Annotated in this window: 19 protein-coding genes and 1 tRNA gene; 4 read left to right on the top strand and 16 right to left on the bottom strand. The window is 56.5% G+C overall.

The features are described 5' to 3' along the window. Positions 1–11: 11 nt before the first annotated feature. The 13 genes from VGR81_11990 to VGR81_11930 form a co-directional block, all read right to left on the bottom strand. Positions 12–1,001 (bottom strand): electron transfer flavoprotein subunit alpha/FixB family protein, encoded by a 990-nt coding sequence (locus tag VGR81_11990; protein HEV2289664.1) that lies wholly within the window; start codon positions 999–1,001, stop codon positions 12–14. A 12-nt stretch (positions 1,002–1,013) separates the two neighbouring features. Further along, positions 1,014–1,784 carry an electron transfer flavoprotein subunit beta/FixA family protein gene (locus tag VGR81_11985; protein HEV2289663.1) on the bottom strand — a complete coding sequence of 257 codons (771 nt, stop codon included), beginning with the start codon at positions 1,782–1,784 and terminating at the stop codon, positions 1,014–1,016. After that, positions 1,781–3,025: a beta-ketoacyl-ACP synthase II gene (gene fabF, locus VGR81_11980; GenBank protein ID HEV2289662.1), complete on the bottom strand. Its 1,245-nt coding sequence runs from the start codon at positions 3,023–3,025 to the stop codon at positions 1,781–1,783. Before fabF ends, VGR81_11985 begins: the two co-directional genes overlap by 4 nt. A gap of 40 nt (positions 3,026–3,065) precedes the next feature. Next, entirely contained in the window at positions 3,066–3,311 is a 246-nt protein-coding gene (gene acpP / locus VGR81_11975; protein HEV2289661.1) for an acyl carrier protein, read from the bottom strand. Between the two features lie 228 nt (positions 3,312–3,539). Beyond that, the gene (gene map / locus VGR81_11970) at positions 3,540–4,286 is read right to left on the bottom strand and encodes a type I methionyl aminopeptidase (GenBank protein ID HEV2289660.1); all 747 of its coding nucleotides are present in this window, start codon (positions 4,284–4,286) and stop codon (positions 3,540–3,542) included. 59 nt (positions 4,287–4,345) lie between these two features. Beyond that, on the bottom strand, positions 4,346–5,092 hold the full coding sequence (gene fabG, locus VGR81_11965; protein HEV2289659.1) for a 3-oxoacyl-[acyl-carrier-protein] reductase: 747 nt from the start codon (positions 5,090–5,092) through the stop codon (positions 4,346–4,348). A 28-nt stretch (positions 5,093–5,120) separates the two neighbouring features. After that, positions 5,121–6,080: an ACP S-malonyltransferase gene (fabD, locus tag VGR81_11960; GenBank protein HEV2289658.1), complete on the bottom strand. Its 960-nt coding sequence runs from the start codon at positions 6,078–6,080 to the stop codon at positions 5,121–5,123. Positions 6,081–6,175: 95 nt separating this feature from the next. Further along, positions 6,176–7,189: a phosphate acyltransferase PlsX gene (gene plsX, locus VGR81_11955; GenBank protein ID HEV2289657.1), complete on the bottom strand. Its 1,014-nt coding sequence runs from the start codon at positions 7,187–7,189 to the stop codon at positions 6,176–6,178. A gap of 55 nt (positions 7,190–7,244) precedes the next feature. Then, a complete protein-coding gene (rpmF, locus tag VGR81_11950; GenBank protein ID HEV2289656.1) occupies positions 7,245–7,424 on the bottom strand; it encodes a 50S ribosomal protein L32 in 180 nt (59 codons plus the stop codon). A gap of 61 nt (positions 7,425–7,485) precedes the next feature. Further along, positions 7,486–8,019 (bottom strand): DUF177 domain-containing protein, encoded by a 534-nt coding sequence (locus VGR81_11945; protein ID HEV2289655.1) that lies wholly within the window; start codon positions 8,017–8,019, stop codon positions 7,486–7,488. Positions 8,020–8,139: 120 nt separating this feature from the next. Continuing rightward, positions 8,140–9,537, bottom strand: coding sequence for a nitrilase-related carbon-nitrogen hydrolase (locus VGR81_11940; GenBank protein HEV2289654.1), 1,398 nt, complete (start codon positions 9,535–9,537; stop codon positions 8,140–8,142). Between the two features lie 49 nt (positions 9,538–9,586). After that, positions 9,587–10,168: a TetR/AcrR family transcriptional regulator gene (locus tag VGR81_11935; protein HEV2289653.1), complete on the bottom strand. Its 582-nt coding sequence runs from the start codon at positions 10,166–10,168 to the stop codon at positions 9,587–9,589. Between the two features lie 88 nt (positions 10,169–10,256). Then, positions 10,257–11,447, bottom strand: coding sequence for a deoxyguanosinetriphosphate triphosphohydrolase (locus VGR81_11930; protein ID HEV2289652.1), 1,191 nt, complete (start codon positions 11,445–11,447; stop codon positions 10,257–10,259). 98 nt (positions 11,448–11,545) lie between these two features. On the opposite strand from VGR81_11930, the gene VGR81_11925 reads away from it, so the two are divergent. Both VGR81_11925 and VGR81_11920 read left to right on the top strand, forming a co-directional pair. Then, positions 11,546–13,165: an L-lactate permease gene (locus VGR81_11925; GenBank protein HEV2289651.1), complete on the top strand. Its 1,620-nt coding sequence runs from the start codon at positions 11,546–11,548 to the stop codon at positions 13,163–13,165. A 94-nt stretch (positions 13,166–13,259) separates the two neighbouring features. Then, positions 13,260–13,703, top strand: coding sequence for an OsmC family protein (locus VGR81_11920; GenBank protein HEV2289650.1), 444 nt, complete (start codon positions 13,260–13,262; stop codon positions 13,701–13,703). A gap of 41 nt (positions 13,704–13,744) precedes the next feature. On the opposite strand, the gene VGR81_11915 is transcribed toward VGR81_11920, so the two are convergent. Then, complete coding sequence (locus VGR81_11915; GenBank protein HEV2289649.1) at positions 13,745–14,203, bottom strand: GNAT family N-acetyltransferase; 459 nt, start codon at positions 14,201–14,203, stop codon at positions 13,745–13,747. A gap of 12 nt (positions 14,204–14,215) precedes the next feature. Further along, positions 14,216–14,689, bottom strand: coding sequence for a GNAT family N-acetyltransferase (locus VGR81_11910; GenBank protein HEV2289648.1), 474 nt, complete (start codon positions 14,687–14,689; stop codon positions 14,216–14,218). 341 nt (positions 14,690–15,030) lie between these two features. Between VGR81_11910 and VGR81_11905 the strand changes: the two genes are divergently transcribed. After that, complete coding sequence (locus VGR81_11905; protein HEV2289647.1) at positions 15,031–15,393, top strand: hypothetical protein; 363 nt, start codon at positions 15,031–15,033, stop codon at positions 15,391–15,393. A gap of 98 nt (positions 15,394–15,491) precedes the next feature. Here the strand turns inward: VGR81_11905 and VGR81_11900 are convergent. Beyond that, positions 15,492–15,566, bottom strand: a tRNA-Glu gene (locus VGR81_11900). A 203-nt stretch (positions 15,567–15,769) separates the two neighbouring features. Here VGR81_11900 and VGR81_11895 point away from each other — a divergent pair. Next, on the top strand, positions 15,770–18,922 hold the full coding sequence (locus VGR81_11895) for a M14 family zinc carboxypeptidase (GenBank protein HEV2289646.1): 3,153 nt from the start codon (positions 15,770–15,772) through the stop codon (positions 18,920–18,922). Positions 18,923–18,979: the final 57 nt, after the last annotated feature.

The following is an 18,979-nucleotide window of genomic DNA, read 5'->3' as shown; positions in this document are numbered from 1 at the left end:
CCGCTGAAAAGTTAGCTGGACTTCGTTTTTTCCAGTTCTTCGGTGAGGGCGGGAACGATTTCGAAAAGATCGCCGACGACGCCGTAGTCGGCGATCTCAAAAATCGGAGCGTTCTGGTCCTTGTTAATTGCGGCTATGCAGCGAGAGCCCTTCATGCCTACGACGTGCTGAATCGCGCCGCTGATGCCGAGGGCGAGATAGAGCTTCGGCGAGACGGTCTGGCCAGAACTGCCGATTTGGCGCTCCATGGGCAGCCAGCCTTCGTCGCAAATAGGACGCGAAGCGGAAAGTTCCGCGCCAAGGGCTTTGGCGAGCTTCTCGGCCAGCGGAATGTTTTCCGGAGCTTTGATGCCCCGGCCAATGGACACCAGAATCGGCGCCTGCGTCAAATCCACGGCCTGCTTCGCCTCGCGGAAAAGATCGAGCGGCTTGGTGCGGATCTGCTCGGACTTCAATTCGACGGCGATCGGCTTAATCGCAGCATTGCCGCCTTCTTTCTTGGCGGCAAGATCCGCGCGAAAAGCGCCCGACTGAAAAGAAGCAAACCAAGGCGCCGCCCCCTGAAAAACGACATCAGCTGCTGTACGCCCCTGAAACATCTGACGCACAAAAATGAGCTTTCCGTTTTCGTAGCGATAGCCAACGCAGTCACCGATCATGCCCTTGCCAAGCGAGGCAGCGAGCTTTGGAGCAAAATCGCGAACCTGATATGTGTGCGGGAAAAGGACGATGTCAGGTTTCGCTTGCTCGATGACTTGCCTGAGCGCGATGGAATATCCGTCGGGAGTGTATTTGTCGAGGAGGGCGTTTTCGACGAGGAGAACTTCGTCGAGTTTAAACTCAGCCAGTTCATCCGCCAGGCCCGAGATTCCCTGGCCAATTACAACGCCCGAGAGCGAGCCACCCGCTTGCGAGGTGGTTTGCTGCGCCGCAGCAAGCGTTTCAAAACTGACTTTGTTCCATTTGCCTTCGCGCTGTTCGGTGATGAGTAGAATTTTCATTTTCGACGTCAATTAAATCACGCGAGCTTCGTGACGCAACTTCTCCACCAGCTTTGCGGCGATCTCCTTGGGCGATCCCGCGATGAATTCCGTCTTCTTCGATTTCTGCGGGACGTAAATGCGCTCAACGCGCTGCGTCAGTTCGCTAGGAACATTGAGCGAATCGCGCGCAACCGTGGCGATTTCCTTTTTCTTGGCGGCCATGATGCCCTTGAGCGTGGCGTAACGCGGCTTGTTGATGCCGGATTGAATCGTCAGCACGGCAGGCAGAGGCAGCTCGACCCACTGAAACCAGCCAGCCTCGAGTTCGCGCTTTAAGCGTAGATGATCCCCTTGAGCCTCAATCGACATGATGATTGTTGCGTGCGGCAAGCCCAATAACTCAGCGAGCAAAACTCCGGTCTGGCCGAAGCCGTGGTCGTCGCTCTGGAGGCCCGTGAGGATCAGATCGAATTGTTCTTTTTGGATCGCCGCGGCAAGCGAACGCGCCGAAGCCAGTGGGTCGAGGATGAAAAATTTGTCATCGGCGACGTGAATGCCGCGGTCCGCGCCTTTCGCCAGCGCTTCCTTGATCGTTTGCTTCACGCGCTCCGGGCCCATGGAAATGGCAACGACTTCGCCCCCATGCTTTTCCTTCAGCCGCAGGGCTTCTTCGAGGGCGAAGCTGTCCGGCTCATTCGTTTCAAAACTGATATCCGCTTCGCGTATCCACGAACCGCTCGGGTCGATGACCAGCGGCGCATCCTTCGCCGGTACCTGCTTCACGCAAACGGCAATCTTCACCGGCCCTCCCAAATCTTGAACACGAGCGAGGCGTTCGTCCCGCCAAAGCCGAAGGAATTCGAAAGGGCGTAGCGCATGTTCACTTTGCGCGCCTGATTCGGAACGTAGTCGAGGTCGCAGGCCGGATCGGGGTTTTCGTAATTGATTGTCGGCGGCAAAACTTGATCGCGCAACGCCAGGACGCAGATGCCCGCTTCGATTCCACCCGCTCCGCCAAGCACATGACCCGTCATCGATTTCGTTGAACTGACCGGAATTTTCTTCGCGTCTTCCCCAAACGTGCGCTTGATCGCCAGCGTTTCGAGGGCGTCTCCGATGGGCGTGGAAGTGCCATGGGCATTCACGTATCCGACTTCGCTCGGAGCAATTCCGGCATCTTTCAGCGAAGCGCGCATCACACGATAGGCCCCATCGCCATCTTCGGAAGGCTGCGTCATGTGATAGGCATCCGCAGACATACCATAGCCAACAATTTCCGCCAAGATCTTGGCGCCGCGGCGCTGCGCATGTTCCAACGATTCCAGAATCAGCATGCCCGATCCTTCGCCGATTACGAAACCATCGCGCTGCGCGTCAAACGGGCGGCTAGCGCGCTCCGGCTCGTTGTTGCGCGTGGAAAGAGCCTTCATTGCGGCGAATCCGCCGACGCCCATCGGCGTGATGGCGGCTTCAGAGCCTCCGGCGATCATCACATCCGCGTCGCCGCGTTGAATGATCTTGAAAGCGTCGCCGATCGCGTGGGCCGAAGCCGAGCAAGCCGTCGCTGTGGCGGAATTCGGGCCTTTCGCGCCCAGCCGAATAGAGACCTGCCCAGAGGCCAGATTGATAATCGCGGAAGGAATGAAAAAAGGAGAAATCTTGCCGGGGCCGCCATGAATCAGTTTGCTATGCTCGCGCTCGATGACGTCGAATCCGCCGATACCCGAGGCGATGTAAACACCGGTCGAGGCCGCGTTTTGTTCGTTGATTTGCAGGCCGGCCATCTTCACGGCGAAATCCGTCGCCGCGATGGCGATCTGAATAAAACGCGCCATCTTTTTGATTTCTTTTTTCTCGATCCATTGCAGAGGATCGAAGCCCTTGACCTCACCCGCGAACGTGCAGTCGAATCCCGTGACGTCAAACTGGGTGATCGGGGCGATGCCGCTCTTGCCAGCAATCAGGCTCTTCCAGACTTCCTCTGTGCCGATGCCGCAGGCGCAGACCAGTCCGACTCCCGTAACGACGACTCGGCGATTCAATGCGGAGTTTTCTCCTCGTGGGATTTCTGAGGCCGGCGAACTACTTCTTCGCCTGGGCGTGTTTGTCGATGTAGGCGATGGCGTCTTTCACCGTGGCGATCTTTTCCGCGTCCTCATCGGGGATTTCAATGCCGAACGCCTCTTCGAATGCCATCACCAGCTCCACGATGTCGAGCGAATCGGCGCCCAGGTCATCCACAAAGGAAGCCGTTGGCGTCACCTCACCCTCATCCACACCTAGTTGTTCAACGATAATCTGTTTCACGCGTTCTTCAACGCTGGCCATTCTCTTTCTTCCTCCAGTATCGGCGTTCGGTGGTTCTACTGCGAACTACTGAGCGGCTGCCTCGACTTTTCCCGTTGTTCATTCTATGCGGCCCGCGAAATCAGGTCAACCAGAGACAGCCTAAAATCACTCGTCGAGATGGCTGGCACGTAGCATCTCTTGGGCCCACACTTCTTACAACCAATCGGTCCTGCACGTCAATCATCGGACAGTGACCCCGGTGGCGAATCATGCGGCAGTCAGCAGGATCGGCGCGCCCTCGGTGATGACCAGCGTGTGCTCATAATGTGCGGAAAGGCTGCCGTCTGCGGTCTTCACGGTCCAACCGTCTCCTCCATCGGCAGGTCTGCCCGAGCCCATGGCAATAATCGGCTCGATAGTGATGACCAAGCCCTTGGTCAGAAGCTGACGCGCCGAGGGATCATCAAAATTGGGCACCGTTGGAGCCTCGTGAATCGTCCGGCCGATGCCATGCCCGCCGAGTTCACGAATGACACGGAAACCGCTTCGCCTGACTTCTCGCTCCACGGCTCGTCCGATTTCGTTGACGTGATTGTTTGCGCGTGCAAACTGCATTGCCCGCTGAAACGCGCGTTCCGCGCAGGCCGCCAAGCGGCGCGCGTCCTCTGAAATAGGTTCAACGGGTACGGTCACAGCAGCATCGGCCATGTAGCCGTTCTTTTCAAACGTGACGTCCAGTTTCACGAGATCACCCGCGCGGATCGTTCGCGAATACGAAGGAATACCATGCACGGCCTCATCGTTGAGACTGATCAGCACATCTCCCGGGAAACCGTAAACCATGCGCGGCGCGGAACTGGCTCCATTTTCGCGCATCACTTTGCCGCCGATTTCGGCGAGCTTGCCGGTGGTAATTCCCGCGCGCACGCACCGCGCCATAGCCGTCAGCGCAAGCCGGACGATGCCCCCGACTTCTTTCAATGCCAGCAAATCGTTTTCATTCTCAATCGACATTCAAGATCCTCGCACGGCAGTCATGGAATGGCAGTGCTCGTAAATCGGATGTCCTGCCACTAACCCATGTGCATGCCGCCGTTGACGTCGAGCACGTGTCCGGTGATGTATCCCGCCTCTTCGCTAGCAAGAAAAACGATTGCAGCGGCAACATCATTTTCGGCGCCAAAACGCCCCAAGGGAATACGGGATTTCATTTCCTCTTTCACCTTATCCGGCAGCGGATCCGTCATGGGAGTGGCGATAAAGCCGGGTGCGACAGCGTTGACTGTAATATTGCGCGAAGCCATTTCTATCGCGATCGCGCGCGTCAAGCCAATGAGACCTGCCTTCGCTGCAACGTAGTTCGATTGCCCGGCGTTCCCCGTCTCGGCGACCACGGACGTGATATTGATAATGCGCCCCCAACGCTGCTTCATCATCACGGAGAGCGCCTGCTGCGTGCAAAGATGCGCCGCGGTCAGATTCGTCCGCAGCACCGTATCCCAATCCTCGAGCTTCATACGCAGAGCGAGGCCATCGCGAGTGATTGCGGCGTTGTTGACCAGAATATCGAGCCGGCCGAACTTCGCCAAAGCCTGCTGGAAGCCGGATTTGACCTGCTCCGGCTCAGCGACATCCATCCTCACAGCGACCGCTTCACCCCCCGCCGCCTCAATCTGCTTCACGACTTCGATCAGATTTTGCTCATTGCGCGCCGCGGCAGCGACGCGCGCGCCAGCCGCCGCCAGCGCGATTGCCACCCCCCGACCGATTCCCTGGGACGCGCCGGTGACGAGTGCCACTTTGCCCTGAAGTGAAAACATTGTGGTGTTCAGTTCCTTTTGGATGAGATCACGCTTCGGTCGTTTCGGTGCGCGCTTGCGAGATTTTCTCGAGCGTGGATTGCAAGCTTGCCGAATCCTCAACATTCAAGCAGCGCACGGAGCGGTCAATCTGGCGCAGCAGGCCACTCAAGACACGTCCTGGGCCGACTTCGATGAAAATACGCACATTCTGCGCAATCATTTCACGGATGGAATCTTCCCAGCGCACCGGCGCGCACACCTGGCGAATCAGAGCGGTGCGGGCCTCGTCGCCTTTCGTAATCGCTTCTGCGTCAACGTTCGTGATTAGAGGAAACCGCAGATCGCTGAATCTGGCGGCAAGCAAGTCGGCTTCCAGGCGCTTTTCGACTGGCTTCATCAACTCGCAATGAAAGGGAGCGGAGACAGCCAGAACAACCGCGCGCTTCGCTCCGCTTTGCGACGCTATTTCAACGGCACGCTTGACAGCGGCGGCGTGCCCGGAAATGACAGTCTGCTCAGGCGAATTCAAATTGGCCGGTATGACGACGTCGCTGCCCGCAGCCTTCTTGCAGATGTCGATAACCTCTGCTGAAGCGAGTCCAAGAATCGCAGCCATCGCGCCATCGCCGTGCGCCACGGCTTCCTGCATGTATCTCCCCCGGTTGCGGACCAGCTTTATGGCAGACGAAAACTCGAGGCTCCCTGCGGCAACAAGAGCCGAATATTCACCCAGACTGTGCCCCGCAACATAGTCAGGGACAACGCCATTTTCTTGCAGCACGCGTTCTGCGGCGACCGAAACTGTCAGGATCGCCGGTTGCGTGTTCTCCGTGAGCTTCAGCTCATCTTCCGTACCTTCAAAGCATAGATGCGATACGGAAAAGCCCAGGGTAGCGTCGGCAGACTCGAAAACGCGGCGCGCCCCGGGAAATTTCTCCGCGAGATCGCGCCCCATACCCGAATACTGGGACGCCTGGCCTGGAAACAAGAATGCGAGCTTGCTCATATGCTATTCCGTTCTGTGATGCACCTCGGCCGCAATACCGACTGCCGGTTCTAACTCTCTTTGGGAGGAAAGTCCAGCGGCTCGACGCCGGAGATTCAGGCGCGAGCGCCAGTAACCGCCGCGGAAAGCTCCTGTTCAATCTTCTCGTTTGCATTCGATCGGCAAAGCTCGGAGGCGACGCGAATGGCATTCTTAATCGCGTTCGAGTTCGAGCGGCCGTGCCCGATAATGGTGATGCCACGCACACCGAGCAAAGGCACGCCACCATACTCGGAGTAATCAATCTTTTTGCGAAATTCGGCGAACGCATGGCGGGACAAGACGTAACCCACTTGCGCGCTCAGGCTGCTCTGCAAAGCCTTTTTTAGCATCCCGCCCACATGCTCAACGAGGCCTTCGCTGATCTTGAGAACAATATTGCCGACGAAACCGTCACATACGATGACATCGACGTTGCCCTTGAAAAAATCTTTACCTTCGACATTGCCGACGAAATTCAGGGAACTTTGCTTGAGGCGGTTCGACACCTCGCGCGTCAGCTCATTGCCCTTCATTTCCTCCTCGCCGATGGAGAGAACGGCAACACGAGGCCGCCTCACGCCGAAAATCGCGCGGCAATAAATCTCGCCCATGACGGCAAATTGCTCGAGATGCTCTGGCTTCGAATCGACATTGGCACCGATATCCAGGAGAACCGCAGCCCCGCCCTTGGCCGTCGGAAAGGGAGCTGCAAGCGCCGGACGATCCACAGAAGGCAGCGTCCCCAAGATAAATCGTGCAACGGCCATTACAGCGCCCGTATTTCCAGCGCTGACCAGCGCATCCGCCTGCCCCTGGCGCACCAACTTGGCTCCGACGTGCACCGAGCTGTCACGTTTCTTGCGGAACGCCAGGGAGGGTGAATCCTCCATGGTGATCACTTCCGTCGCATTCACAACTTCGAGCGGAAGGCCCCTCCACGATTGGCGGTTGAGCTCAGCGCGCACCTTCGATTCCATGCCAACGAGGAGAATGCGCACGCCGTATTGGCGCGCAGCAAGGACAGCTCCCTCGACTTCCGCACGAGGAGCGTGGTCGCCACCCATAGCGTCCAACGCAATGGTTATCATCGGCTCGCACCCGCTCAAATTGACTAGGAGACTCCGAGATCCCCAATCTCGGGGATCAGGCTTCTGTATCCACGACTGCCCGCCCCTTATAATACCCGCAATGAGGGCAGGCGCGATGGGCGAGCTTCGGCTCGTGGCAGTGCGGACACTTCGCGATCGACGGCGTTTTCAGATGATCGTGCGCGCGCCGCGTGCTAGTGCGTTTCTTCGAGTGACGTCGCTTTGGATTCGGCATTCCAACTCCTTGCGCGGAGGACGCACGGCGCCCTTCCGCCAAATTGAGATCTTACTATTTTTTATTGCTTTTTCGACCAGTCCTGCTTGAGACGTGCGAGCGGCACCAGGCGCGGGTCAGCGACATGGGTTTCGCAGCGGCACTCTTCCTGATTCAAATTCACCCCGCAGTGCGGGCAAAGCCCGCGGCAATCACTGCGGCAAATCACCTTCATGGGCAGCGACAAATTGACCTGTTCGGCGAGGACGTCGGCAAGGAAAAGCCCGTCTCCCTCAAAAAATGCCACATCCGTATCATCCAGATTCAGGCGGACTTCTTCCTCCCTGCTGATGGAGGTCATGGGTCTGTAAAAAAGATCGAAATTCTTGCTGACTTCCTCGACAACCGTCTCCAGGCAGCGGGCGCAATTCAGCTCAAGCCGGGTATGAAACGTGCCGTAAATGCGAATCTGATTGTCGACCAGCTCCGCCGTGGCACGCACATCCAGCGGTTCGATTTGGCGGAATTCACCGGAATGGAAATCCAGCGTGCCCGGGGCATAGTTTCGCCGGATGCGAATCTTGCGCGTGGCCAGTTCGTGTACGTCGAGGAACATGAAAATCCCAGAAAATGCGAGTGAAGGTTCATTATAAGGTGCGGTCAGGCAATGTCAAGGAAACGGCCAAGAAACCACACGAATGGTGCGAATCGGATACTTACCCTTCCAGCCAGACTCTCAGGATGGGTGAGCGCCACTCTGGACCATGTACAGTCTACAAAGCCGCCCCAGCGTGAAAACCAGAATCACGAACGCGAGCCACGCAAACCAATCTCCCAGCCGAAGATATAGAGTCGCGTCATGCGTAACCGGCACATCCGCGACGAGTGTCGCGAACGGAGCAGAATCGCTTCTTGTCTCCGCCAGGATGCGTCCACGGTCGTCGCTGACCGTCAAGTAGCCGCCTCTTGCCGCACGAACAATGCTGAACCCGTCCTCCACACCGCGCATTATTGCTATGTGGCCATGCCAACTCGCGTCAATGACGAAATCCCAACCAGGAACCAACATGAGGCCTGCCCCTGCTTCGCCATACTTCCGGGAGAGCGCGGTAAAATCCATATCCTTACAAATTGCCACGCCCCAAGTTTCGGAAGCCTCCCGCATGAATGTGAGAGTCGTGCCTGGCTTGAATTTCGACTCAAACGGGGGCAGCATATGCTCTTTATCGTAGCGCATGACTGGAGCAGCCGCCCGGTACACGCGGGCCTGGTTATATTTCAATGGTGGAGATACAGCGACCATACCGACGACGATGACGACTTTGGTTTTGTCAGCCGAGGACTGGAAGATCGAGTCGGCAGTCTTACTGTCGGGCCCGACGACTCCGAGTTTCTCGGGCAATACGATAACCTGTGCTCCGCGACCTGCTAGACTCTCTGCCGCGGCAACATATTCGCGGAAAAGCTGATCGGTCTGGCTACCCGCGATGGCCACGTTCACGTTGGCTGGCTGATCTGAGGCGATGAGTCCGACGCGCATCCGCTGGTCTCGCATTGGCATCGCGAGGCGAAACGCGCCAAAGATGAGGACCAAGACAATAATCCCTACTCCCGTGCCGACGATACGCAATCCCTGTCTCGGCGCAGTTCGACGCAAGTACAGCCTGATGGCAAGTGCGGCGGAAAATAGCAACAATAGAAACGACAGGCCCCACGGGCCTGTGACCGACGCAAGTTGCAAAAAAGGCAAGAACTTGAGCTGCGTATAAGAAAGACTCCCCGCCGTACCATCGGGCGTAAAGAGATTATGAGCGTATTCGCAGGCGACCCAAAGCGCCGGGAAGGCCAGCAATGCGCTCCATGGCGCGCCGCGCCGGAGCAGTGCGCGAAATAGCAACACACCCAGCGTGAACACAAACGCCTCAACGAAAAAAATGGATACGAACGTCACAAAACTCAGGCCCAGAGTTGTATGCAGGTAGCGCCACATCGTGAAACTGCCGGCGAACCACGCAAGAAACGCCGAGATGGCGGCGGTCGGCGAGGAACTACGCGAGGCAAAAATAAGCACGGGTAACGGCGCAAACCACATCAGCGGCCACCAAGGATTGAGCCCGTTGCCGAACCAAACCAATCCCGCCGTAGATATAATTGCAACTGATGCGGCTGCTAAGCGCCGCCGATCATTTTCGAAGACCATCGATGTACCTCTTGAACGATCGCCGATAGAGCGCGCGAAAGCTCCGCGCCCTCGTACCAATGCGTCCTCCCAAATAGAGCATGATTAGGCCGTGGGACAGTGCCCCCATCTCGAAGACGATTTCCCAGGCGTCGTCCTCACGAAAATGACCACTCCACATTCCCTCTTGCACTGCCTCCGCCATCAGATTTGCCGTGGGAGAGCGACCCGCTTTGAAGTCCAGCGGATAGCGGCGGGCACCTTTGCGCGGATTGAGAAACATAAGCTCGAAAAGTCGCGGACTTTCGAGCGCGTGCAGCAAGTAGATGTCTGCCATCCGCGCCAACTGTTTCTCGGCGCTGCCGGAAAATTGCCGGCGTGAAAGGCGGACAGACAACTCGGCGAATCCTTTGTCTGCTAGGGCATTCAGCAAACCTTCTCGGTCGGGGTAGTGCCGATAAATGGCCATGGCTGTGATTCCCACGGCCTTTGCGACGCGGCGCATGGTCACCGCGTCCGCTCCTTCTTCGTCCAAAAGTTTGCGAGCGGCAATAGCGATTTTTTGCGCAGTGCGATCTCTGCTCATGTATACGGTGTATACTCCATCCGCACAAAATAGCACAAATTAGAGTCCGGCGCAAAAAACGAAATCCACTCTTGCCGAGGCCTCCGGCTTACCTTGAATTCCGAGATGGTGGAACCAACGAATTGGCGCCAAGAGGCTTGGACGAACCAATCTGCTCCTGATGCTGTTGCAACAAATAATGATCGGTCATGCCGGCGATATACTCGCAAACAACGCGGTGGGGTTTCTCGCGGCGCGTCTTTTCTGCATAGGCGGCGGGCATCTTTTCAGGATGTTGCAGATAGAAGAGAAATAGCTCATCGAGAGCCGCGACGGAACGTTCGCGATCTTCGGTGATCGCCGGATTCTCGTAGAGACGCGCGCTCAGGAATCTCTTTAGCGCCATAACCTTTGCAGCAATTCCCATTGAAAAACTGACAAGCCTCTTGGGTTGGCGGCGGACATCTTCGACACTCGCGACTCTTGCCGCAGTCACCTCGGAGCGAGCGTGCTCGATCAAGTCCGTGGCCAAAGTGTCCAGAACTCGCTTGAGCGCTTCGTTGAATTTCAGTCTTTTCTGACCGCTCGGATAGCGGCGGTCGACGTCCTTATAGACTTCGTCGAACAAAGGGACTGCTGAAGCCAGATCATCAAGTTGCAGCAAGCGAGCTTCGAAACCGTCGTCCAGATCAGCCGTGTTATAGGCGATTTCATCAACCAGATCGATGAGCTGGGCTTCGAGGGGAGGACGCTGATCGAGAAGATATTCGACGAGTTCGGGAAATTCCGCAGCGGAATAATCGCGAGAGTGCTTGATGATTCCTTCGCGCACCTCAAAGGTCAGGTTGAGGCCCGAAAAATCCAAATAACGTTGCTCAAACTGCTCGACAATGTAAAGCGCGTGGAGATTGTGATTGAAACGGTCGCCGTGCTCGCGCATGCGCAGGTCCAACTGGCGCTCGCCGGCATGGCCGAAAGGAGGGTGGCCAATGTCGTGCACGAGAGCCAAGGCCTCGACAAGATCTGCGTTCAAACCAAGCGCACCTGCCACCGTTCGGGCGATCTGAGCTACTTCGAGTGTGTGCGTCAATCGATTGCGGAAATGATCCGAAAAGCGCGTGGTAAACACCTGCGTCTTCGCCTCGAGACGCCGGAAGGCCCGGGAATGGACGACGCGATCGCGGTCCCGCGCATAATCGTTACGGTAGGGATGCGGCGGCTCAATATGGCGCCTGCCGCGCGTCTGGCGCACGTCCATGGCATACGGAGCCAGATTCGAGGCGATATTCATATTTGCCATTGTAGCGGAACCTCGCGGCGCTTCCCATGCCCGCTGTTTCTAGCCGCTTTCGATGTTAGAATCCCGCGCCGGAGATCAATCGCACTTACGGTCACACAATGCTTTTCTCATTCGTTCTCGTTTGGCCACAACCTCTTGAGCCGGCAGGCTCGCTTTGGCTCTCTGCTCTTGCTGCGATTGTCCCGCTAGCGGTTGTTCTGACGCTGATGGGGGGATTGCGCAAGAGCGGTCTTTTCTCTTCCGCGTGCGGGCTGGTCGTAGCTGGTGTTATGGCGATCTTCGTGTGGCGAATGCCGTTTGTGCTCGAGCTTTGGAGTGTCGTCTACGGCTTGATCTATGCGCTGTGGTCTATCATGTGGATCGTGTTCGCCGCGCTTTGGCTGTATAACCTGACGGTCGAAACAGGCCACTTTGAATCGCTCCGGCGTTGGATGACGCAGAACGCATCCGGCGATGCTTGTATCCAGGCCGTTCTGGTCGCTTTCTGCTTTGGCGCCCTGCTCGAAGGCACGGCCGGTTTCGGAGCCCCAGTCGCGATTACAGCTTTCCTTCTCGTTGGCATGGGATTTGCGCCTCGCCGGGCCATTTTGATTTCACTCATCGCCGATACTGCTCCTGTGGCATTCGGCGCGCTTGGCATTCCCATCGTCGCGCTGGCCGCGGTGACGGGAATCGACCTGATGAAACTTTCGTCCATGGAGGGAAGACAGCTTCCTTTTCTTTCAGCCATCCTGCCTGCATATCTGGTTTGGGTGGTGGCGCGCGGCAAAGGGTTGAAGCGCGCATGGCCAGCGGCGATGGTTGCAGGAATCAGTTTCGCGCTTGCGCAATATTTCGTCTCTAACTTCTGGGGCCCTTGGGCCGCGGACATCATCGCCGCATTGGCGTCGATTGCGGCACTGGTTCTTTTGCTGCGTTTCTGGAAACCCCTCGCGGTAGACAGTTCGAATCCGGCGAAATCTCCCAACCGGCAGAATTTTCCGATCTCCTCCCGTGAAGCGTTCAGTGCCTGGTTGCCGTGGATTCTTCTGTCCGGCGTCATGGTCTTGTGGTCGTACCTTAAGGTTTTCGCGAAGGGACAGATAACGTTCGAAATCCCGCATCTTCACAATGCAATTCTTATTACGCTCTATGGCCAGCCTTACGCGGCCCGCTATTCTTTCCAGCCGCTGGCCGCTGGCACTGCGGTTCTCGCGGCGGCTATCCTCACAGCGCTTTGCCTTCGGGTGCGGCCCAAGACGTTCGCCAACGCCGGAATAAAAACGCTACGTCAGCTTCGCGTCGCTGGTCTCACCGTGCTGCTCATCGTCGCGCTGGCCTATCTTTACAATTATTCCGGCATGGCCTACACACTCGGCGCTGCGGTCGCTCATGCAGGACGCTTCTTCCCAGTGCTAAGCAGTTACGTTGGCTGGGTTGCATGTTTTCTGAGCGGCAGCGATACTGCGAGCAATCTGCTTTTTGGCAATTTGCAAGTCGTCGCTGCGCACCAATTGCATTTGAATCCTGTGCTGATGGCCGCGACCAACTCCTCCGGCGCGATTACGGGAAAGATGATCTCGCCGCAAAATATCGCTGTTGGCGTCACCACCGTCGGCCTTATCGGCGAAGAAGGCAAGGTCCTTCGCTCTGCTTTCTGGCACAGTATATTTTTTGCATTACTGATTGGCCTGCTCGCGCTTGCGCAAGTCCACTGGCTCAGCTGGATGGTCCCATAAGCACCGCGCTGCGAAATGTGGCTGCATTCCCAAGCGTGTAGCGCCGAGTCAGGCTCCCGCCGTAGACTATTAGCGTGGTCCTGAGGAGGAACGTATGGCAAGGAAAGCAACGGCAGTCTGGAACGGTATGCTTCGCGATGGAAGCGGCACGATTTCGACGGAAAGCGGCGTGCTCTCGAAGGCGAATTATTCTTTCACTTCCCGATTTGAAAATGGCAAAGGAACAAATCCAGAAGAATTGATTGCTGCGGCGCACGCAGGATGCTTCAGCATGGCTCTCTCCGCGCAGCTCGGCAATGCGGGGCTTAAGCCAGAGACGATTGAAACGACGGCTGCAGTCACGCTCGAAAAACAGGGAGACAGTTTCTCGATCACGAAGATTCATCTCGACGTAAAAGCTCGCATTCCCAACGCCGACAAAGCAGCCTTTGAGAAAGCTGCCGAAGCCGCTAAGGCTGGCTGCCCAGTCTCGAAAGTCCTGAAAGCGAATATCACGATGACAGCGCAACTCGAGAATCAACGTGCAAGCGGAGCATGAACATTAAGAAACTCCTAGCGTGCAGTTGAGATTCGCCTAAATTACGTGAGGTTTTTGTTGTATTGGACGAAACCGGACCGCCCTGCAATGCGATCGTAAAGCAGCATTGCGTCCGTATTCGTCTCGTGCGTCAACCAATAGACACGCGAGCACCTAGCCGCGCGAGCGACGGCATATACGTGTTCGATCAGTTTGCGTCCGATTCCTGCGCCACGCTTGTCTTCCGCGACGAAAAGATCCTGCAGATAGCAATAATTCTCAACGGTCCAGCAGGAGCGGTGAAAAATCCAGTGCACGATGCCCACAGCCTGGTCGCCAGCTAATGCGATGGCGCCAAACATCGGTTCGCGCGGATCGAGAAGGCGCCTCCACGTCATGCGAGTCGTTGCCTCAGGAATCTGCTCCTTGTAAAACTTCTGGTAGCCGAGCCATAGAGGCAGCCAAACCTCCTGATCCGTGATTTGCAGCGGCCTCACTTTGAAAGCGTCCGTGGAACTCATCCATTCGTCTCCTCAATTTGGCTCGGCCAAAAGGCGATCTCGCTGGCTCTGTGAGAGTAGATCCTGATACTCCGCATGCTTACGAATGTAGCTTGCCACAAATGGGCACAACGGAATGACTCGAAGATGATTCATGCGCGCAAAATCAAGCGCGGTTCGAACCAGTTTTGTGGCTACGCCTTTTCCTTCGAATTTTGCAGGCACTTCCGTATGCAGAAACACAATTTGATCCCCTATGCGCCGATAGGTGATACCAGCGGTTTCGCCGGCCAATCTGGCTTCAAAGCGATGAGCTTCTTCATTGTTTGCCACAGTCACATGATCCAGAGATTCCATCACGGGCTCGTTTTCTTCGTGGCTTTTACCCATTATCGAGGGATTCAACCCATAAGTGCCGAGGGACGGAAGAATTGCCGCTTCATCAAAAATTTCACTCTCGTGGATGTTTACCGATCTCTCTGATAGGCTCCACTCATGAGTTAACACATCGCACAAAGCGCGCTCGCAACCGCAGCAGAGTATACCTGAAACGAATCTAAAATCCCGCCGTGCATGCAGCAAAGTTTTGCAACATGCGGGAAGTCGAAGCGTCAAGCGACCTCGGAAGTATCCAATATGTCCTTTCTTTACAGCCTGTTAGATTGGTGGCTCATATGCTTCTCTATCGGCAGGCCTCGCTGACAGGCAAAGTATATGGTCCGATGCGGGAGATGCTGTTTGGGAGATTTACGAACGGTATGCGGCGCGTTGCGGTGAGTTTCCTGCGAGTTCTGGAGTTCTGCGTTCATAGCAGTGGCGAGGCTTGTTACAGGAGGGCGAGAACGGGGATGAACATAAAGGGCGTAATTTTCGCATTCTCACTATTGCTGTTTGCTGTGCCAGCCCACGCGCAACAGCACGCCAATGCTAACGGCGGAGGCTCGCCGACGTCGGCTCTGAGTTATGCGGGCGGCGGCACTGCGGGCAGTGGCAGCGGGGGGTCGGTAGGATTTGGATTCAGTTTTCTGCGACCTACAAGTCCCGCCAGGTTTCGGATTGTCAGTGCACAAGGCTCGAGAACATATGAACCTTCGACGTTCGTTTCCTACAAAGAAGCCGTAGAAATGGGAATCGCTGCAATGACCCGCAAGCCCAAAACCATTGTCGAAGTCGCTGCTGAGTATCGCGCGCAAAAGGCACGCAAGAACTAGCTATGCCCTTTCCGAATGCCTTGCGATAGATTCTTTAAGTTCGCGAGCCTCATCCGGCACCCAGAACAACCTTTTCGTCAGAAACGCGAGAAGTGGTTTGGTAGCGATACCGGGAATCGAACCCGGATTTGAGCCTTGAGAGGGCTCCGTCCTAACCGTTAGACGATATCGCCCCACAGACAATCAGCCGGCAAGGCAACAAATTCAACTAGACCCTGCAGTACAATATGGCAATTTTCGCATGCCTGTACATTAGCCGCAAGTGGGCCAACCACTATTCGAAGTCGCGCGCATAAATCTGCCTTCTGTTATGATTCCGCGAAACCCTGCAAGGCCGGAATCCGTCTGTCTTGGCGCACGAAAAGGGGTGGATCCTATGACAAGAAAGAGTTCTTTTTCAAAGCTCGCTGCCTGCCTTGCGATTTTGCCGCTGTTTTTCTTCTGCCCGAATGTCAGCGCGAATGGTTCCGTGACGGCCAATTCCGCTCACAAGACATCGACAAAAACAAAAAAGAAAAGCGCCGAGCCTGCTGTGCAGGCAATGGACGCGGACTACACCGCAAAAATCAAAGAATACACGACGGAGCCTTATCTTTCGACGCCGCTCGTTGACCACCTCCCTGCGTCGAGCACCGTCCCTTCACCCGACAAGGTTCTCGGATACATCATCGGCACACCGAACAAGCTTACCCACGTGGCGGATATTTATCGCTACTACCATGCGCTCGAAAAGGCTTCGCCGCGCGTCCGCACCTTCATCACTGGCAAGAGCGAAGAGGGACGCGATTTTATGGTCGTCGCCATCAGCGATGAACGCAACATCGCCCAACTCGACCATTATCGTGATATCACCGCAAAGTTAGCCGACTCGCGGAAAATTACCCCCGATCAAGCAACGGAACTCGAGCAAACCGGCAAGCCTTTCTACTGGCTTTCTGGCTCAATTCACTCACCAGAAACTGGCTCGCCCGAAATGCTGATGGAGCTTGCGTATCGGCTGGCCGTCGAAGATTCACCGATGATCGATCAGATTCGCAAGAACGTCATCGTGCTCATCACACCTGTTCTCGAAGTGGATGGACGTGATCGCGAAGTGGATCTCTACAACTGGGAAAAAGCCAATCCCGATAAACAGGCGCCGAGCCTGATTTACTGGGGTCACTACGTCGCGCATGACAACAATCGCGATGGCATCGCCATGGCGTTGCAGCTTTCAAAGATCCAGATGAAGACGTTTTTCACCTGGCATCCGCAGGTCCTTCACGATTTGCACGAATCTATTCCTTTCCTTTACATCTCCACCGGCACAGGGCCGTACAACGCCTGGCTCGATCCGATTGTGGAGAGCGAATGGCAGGAGCTTGCCTTCAATGAAGTACAGCAGATGACCGCGTATGGTGTTCCCGGTGTTTGGACGCACGGCTTCTATGACGGCTGGGCGCCGAACTACATGATGTTCGCGGAGGCAGGGCACAACGGCATCGGACGTTTCTATGAAACATTCGGTGGCCGCGGCGCGGATACATCCGTACAGACCATTTCCCCGGCGGACACGAGCATCAACTGGTATCGGCCCAATCCTCCGATGCCGAAAATCAACTGGTCCATCCGAGACAATGTCAACCTGCAGCAGAGTGCTCTGCTCATCGGATTGAATTATATGGCGCAGCGGCCGGAGCAATTCCTCGCTCGCTTTTACAACATGAGTCGGCGTTCCGTCGCTAAAGCGACCACTGAAGGGCCGGCCGCCTACGCCGTCGTGAATGACGGCAAGCGCCCTGCGCTCGACGCGCACCTCGCGCGTCTCTTGCAAGACCAAGGTGTCGAAGTCGCGCGTTTGGAAAAGGCGGTAACGGTGACTTCACCCACCTTCGCCGATCCTTTTGCCGACGGACAAACAACCGACAGAAAGTCTGCCGATGGCAAGATGTCCGGCGACAATTCCGATCAAAGGTCACACGGAGGCATGAATCCCGCGGAAAAACCTCCCGCGACAACGACGATCCCTGCGGGCAGCTATATCATCCGCATGGACCAACCATACAGCCGTGAAGCCGATATGCTTCTCGACACGCAGTATTACTCCATTCACGATCCCACGCCCTATGACGACACGGGCTGGACTCTCGGCCCGCTCATGGATGTCACCACAGTGCGCATTACGGATCCGTCCATTCTGAAAGCTCCGATGACGCTCATCGATGGGCCTGCGCGTGCCACCGGACAAATCGACGGAGGCGGAGGATCTTTCATCATCAACGCCGATGCCGAACCGGCGCTTGCTACTCTTCGCTTCCGATTAGCTGACGTGAAGATGTTCGCCGCAGAGGATTCATTCCAGGCGGACGGCCAGGATTTTCACGTCGGCTCGTTCATCATTCCCGCAGACGGCAATCCGTCCAATCTTCGCGACGAGCTTTCTTCCGCTGCGAAGGATCTCGGCCTGGAGATTCACGCGACCTCGGCAAACATTTCCGTAACGCGTCATCCGCTAGAGACGCCGCGCATCGCCTTGGTGCACAACTGGATGAACACGCAGCCGGAAGGTTGGTATCGCCTTGCTCTCGAAGCATGCAAGGTGCCGTATTCCTATATCTCAGAGGCAGTCGTCCGCGAGACACCGGACCTGCGTGCAAAATACGATGTGATTATCCTTCCGCCATCCATGCCAAATCTTGCGCGCCTCATCAATGGCGTTCCTCTGCGGATGCTCCCGGATGGCAGCGTGGCTGGAAATGCGATTCCATGGGAAAAGTCCGATTTGACTCCGAGCTTCGGCCTTGGCGCGGATCAAACGGGCGATATTCGCGGCGGATTCGATTTTTCGGGCCTCGCGAATTTGAAAACATTTGTCGACAACGGAGGTTTGCTCATCACCATCAGCAGCAGCTCCGTGATTCCCGTGAACACAGGAATCACCGATACTGTCTCGATCGTCCCCACGCCGCAATTGCACGCGCGCGGCGCAATTTTTAACGCGACGGTGGAGGATCCGCGCGATGCGATTACCTACGGATACGATTCCAAGGTTCCAGTTTATTTCAACCAAGCGCCGGTGTTTCGCGTTTCGCTCACCGGCGGCGGTGGCGGATTCGGGGGTGGCGGTGAAGACGGCGGAATGGGTGGACGTACCAGCGGACGCGGCTCTCTCACCGATCCCGATGTTCCGCAGGGCCGTCCGTACGTCGCTCCACCGCCGGCTGATCACCGGACACGCGCGGAGCAGGAGCTTTACGTTCCGCCGGGAGCAAGGGAATACGTGAGCGCCTATATCCCTCCGAAGCCGCTGTGGCCACACGTCGTGTTGCGTTTCGCGGACGAGAAAAATCTCTGGGTCAGCGGGATGTTGGACGGAGGACAGGCACTTGCGCAGTCACCCGCCATCGTAGATGTGCCTGTAGGTCGCGGCCACGTCGTTTTGTTCGCGATCAATCCGATGTGGCGGCAAATCACGCAAGGCAGCTTCATGCTACTGCTTAACGCAGCGATGAACTATGACCATCTGACCGACACGGCGGGTCCCCGATGAAGTCGCAATAGCAGCGAATGAACAGAACAATCGGGCGGCACAAATCGAGCCGCCCGA

This window comes from Candidatus Acidiferrales bacterium (assembly GCA_035934015.1).
Taxonomy (GTDB): Bacteria; Acidobacteriota; Terriglobia; order Acidiferrales; family UBA7541; genus DAHUXN01.
The sequence above is the reverse complement of the archived record's forward strand: the minus strand, read 5'-3'. Positions and strand labels throughout refer to the sequence as shown.

Bases quoted from the DNA above. Each gene is read 5' to 3' on its own strand.
- fabD (HEV2289658.1), bottom strand. From the start codon at position 6,080: ATGAGCAAGCTCGCATTCTTGTTTCCAGGCCAGGCGTCCCAGTATTCG.
- VGR81_11935 (HEV2289653.1), bottom strand. From the start codon at position 10,168: ATGAGCAGAGATCGCACTGCGCAAAAAATCGCTATTGCCGCTCGCAAA.
- fabG (HEV2289659.1), bottom strand. From the start codon at position 5,092: ATGTTTTCACTTCAGGGCAAAGTGGCACTCGTCACCGGCGCGTCCCAG.
- VGR81_11945 (HEV2289655.1), bottom strand. From the start codon at position 8,019: ATGTTCCTCGACGTACACGAACTGGCCACGCGCAAGATTCGCATCCGG.
- acpP (HEV2289661.1), bottom strand. From the start codon at position 3,311: ATGGCCAGCGTTGAAGAACGCGTGAAACAGATTATCGTTGAACAACTA.
- VGR81_11925 (HEV2289651.1), top strand. From the start codon at position 11,546: ATGCTTTTCTCATTCGTTCTCGTTTGGCCACAACCTCTTGAGCCGGCA.
- VGR81_11930 (HEV2289652.1), bottom strand. From the start codon at position 11,447: ATGGCAAATATGAATATCGCCTCGAATCTGGCTCCGTATGCCATGGAC.
- rpmF (HEV2289656.1), bottom strand. From the start codon at position 7,424: ATGCCGAATCCAAAGCGACGTCACTCGAAGAAACGCACTAGCACGCGG.
- VGR81_11915 (HEV2289649.1), bottom strand. From the start codon at position 14,203: ATGAGTTCCACGGACGCTTTCAAAGTGAGGCCGCTGCAAATCACGGAT.
- VGR81_11905 (HEV2289647.1), top strand. From the start codon at position 15,031: ATGAACATAAAGGGCGTAATTTTCGCATTCTCACTATTGCTGTTTGCT.
- VGR81_11990 (HEV2289664.1), bottom strand. From the start codon at position 1,001: ATGAAAATTCTACTCATCACCGAACAGCGCGAAGGCAAATGGAACAAA.
- VGR81_11895 (HEV2289646.1), top strand. From the start codon at position 15,770: ATGACAAGAAAGAGTTCTTTTTCAAAGCTCGCTGCCTGCCTTGCGATT.
- map (HEV2289660.1), bottom strand. From the start codon at position 4,286: ATGTCGATTGAGAATGAAAACGATTTGCTGGCATTGAAAGAAGTCGGG.
- plsX (HEV2289657.1), bottom strand. From the start codon at position 7,189: ATGATAACCATTGCGTTGGACGCTATGGGTGGCGACCACGCTCCTCGT.
- VGR81_11920 (HEV2289650.1), top strand. From the start codon at position 13,260: ATGGCAAGGAAAGCAACGGCAGTCTGGAACGGTATGCTTCGCGATGGA.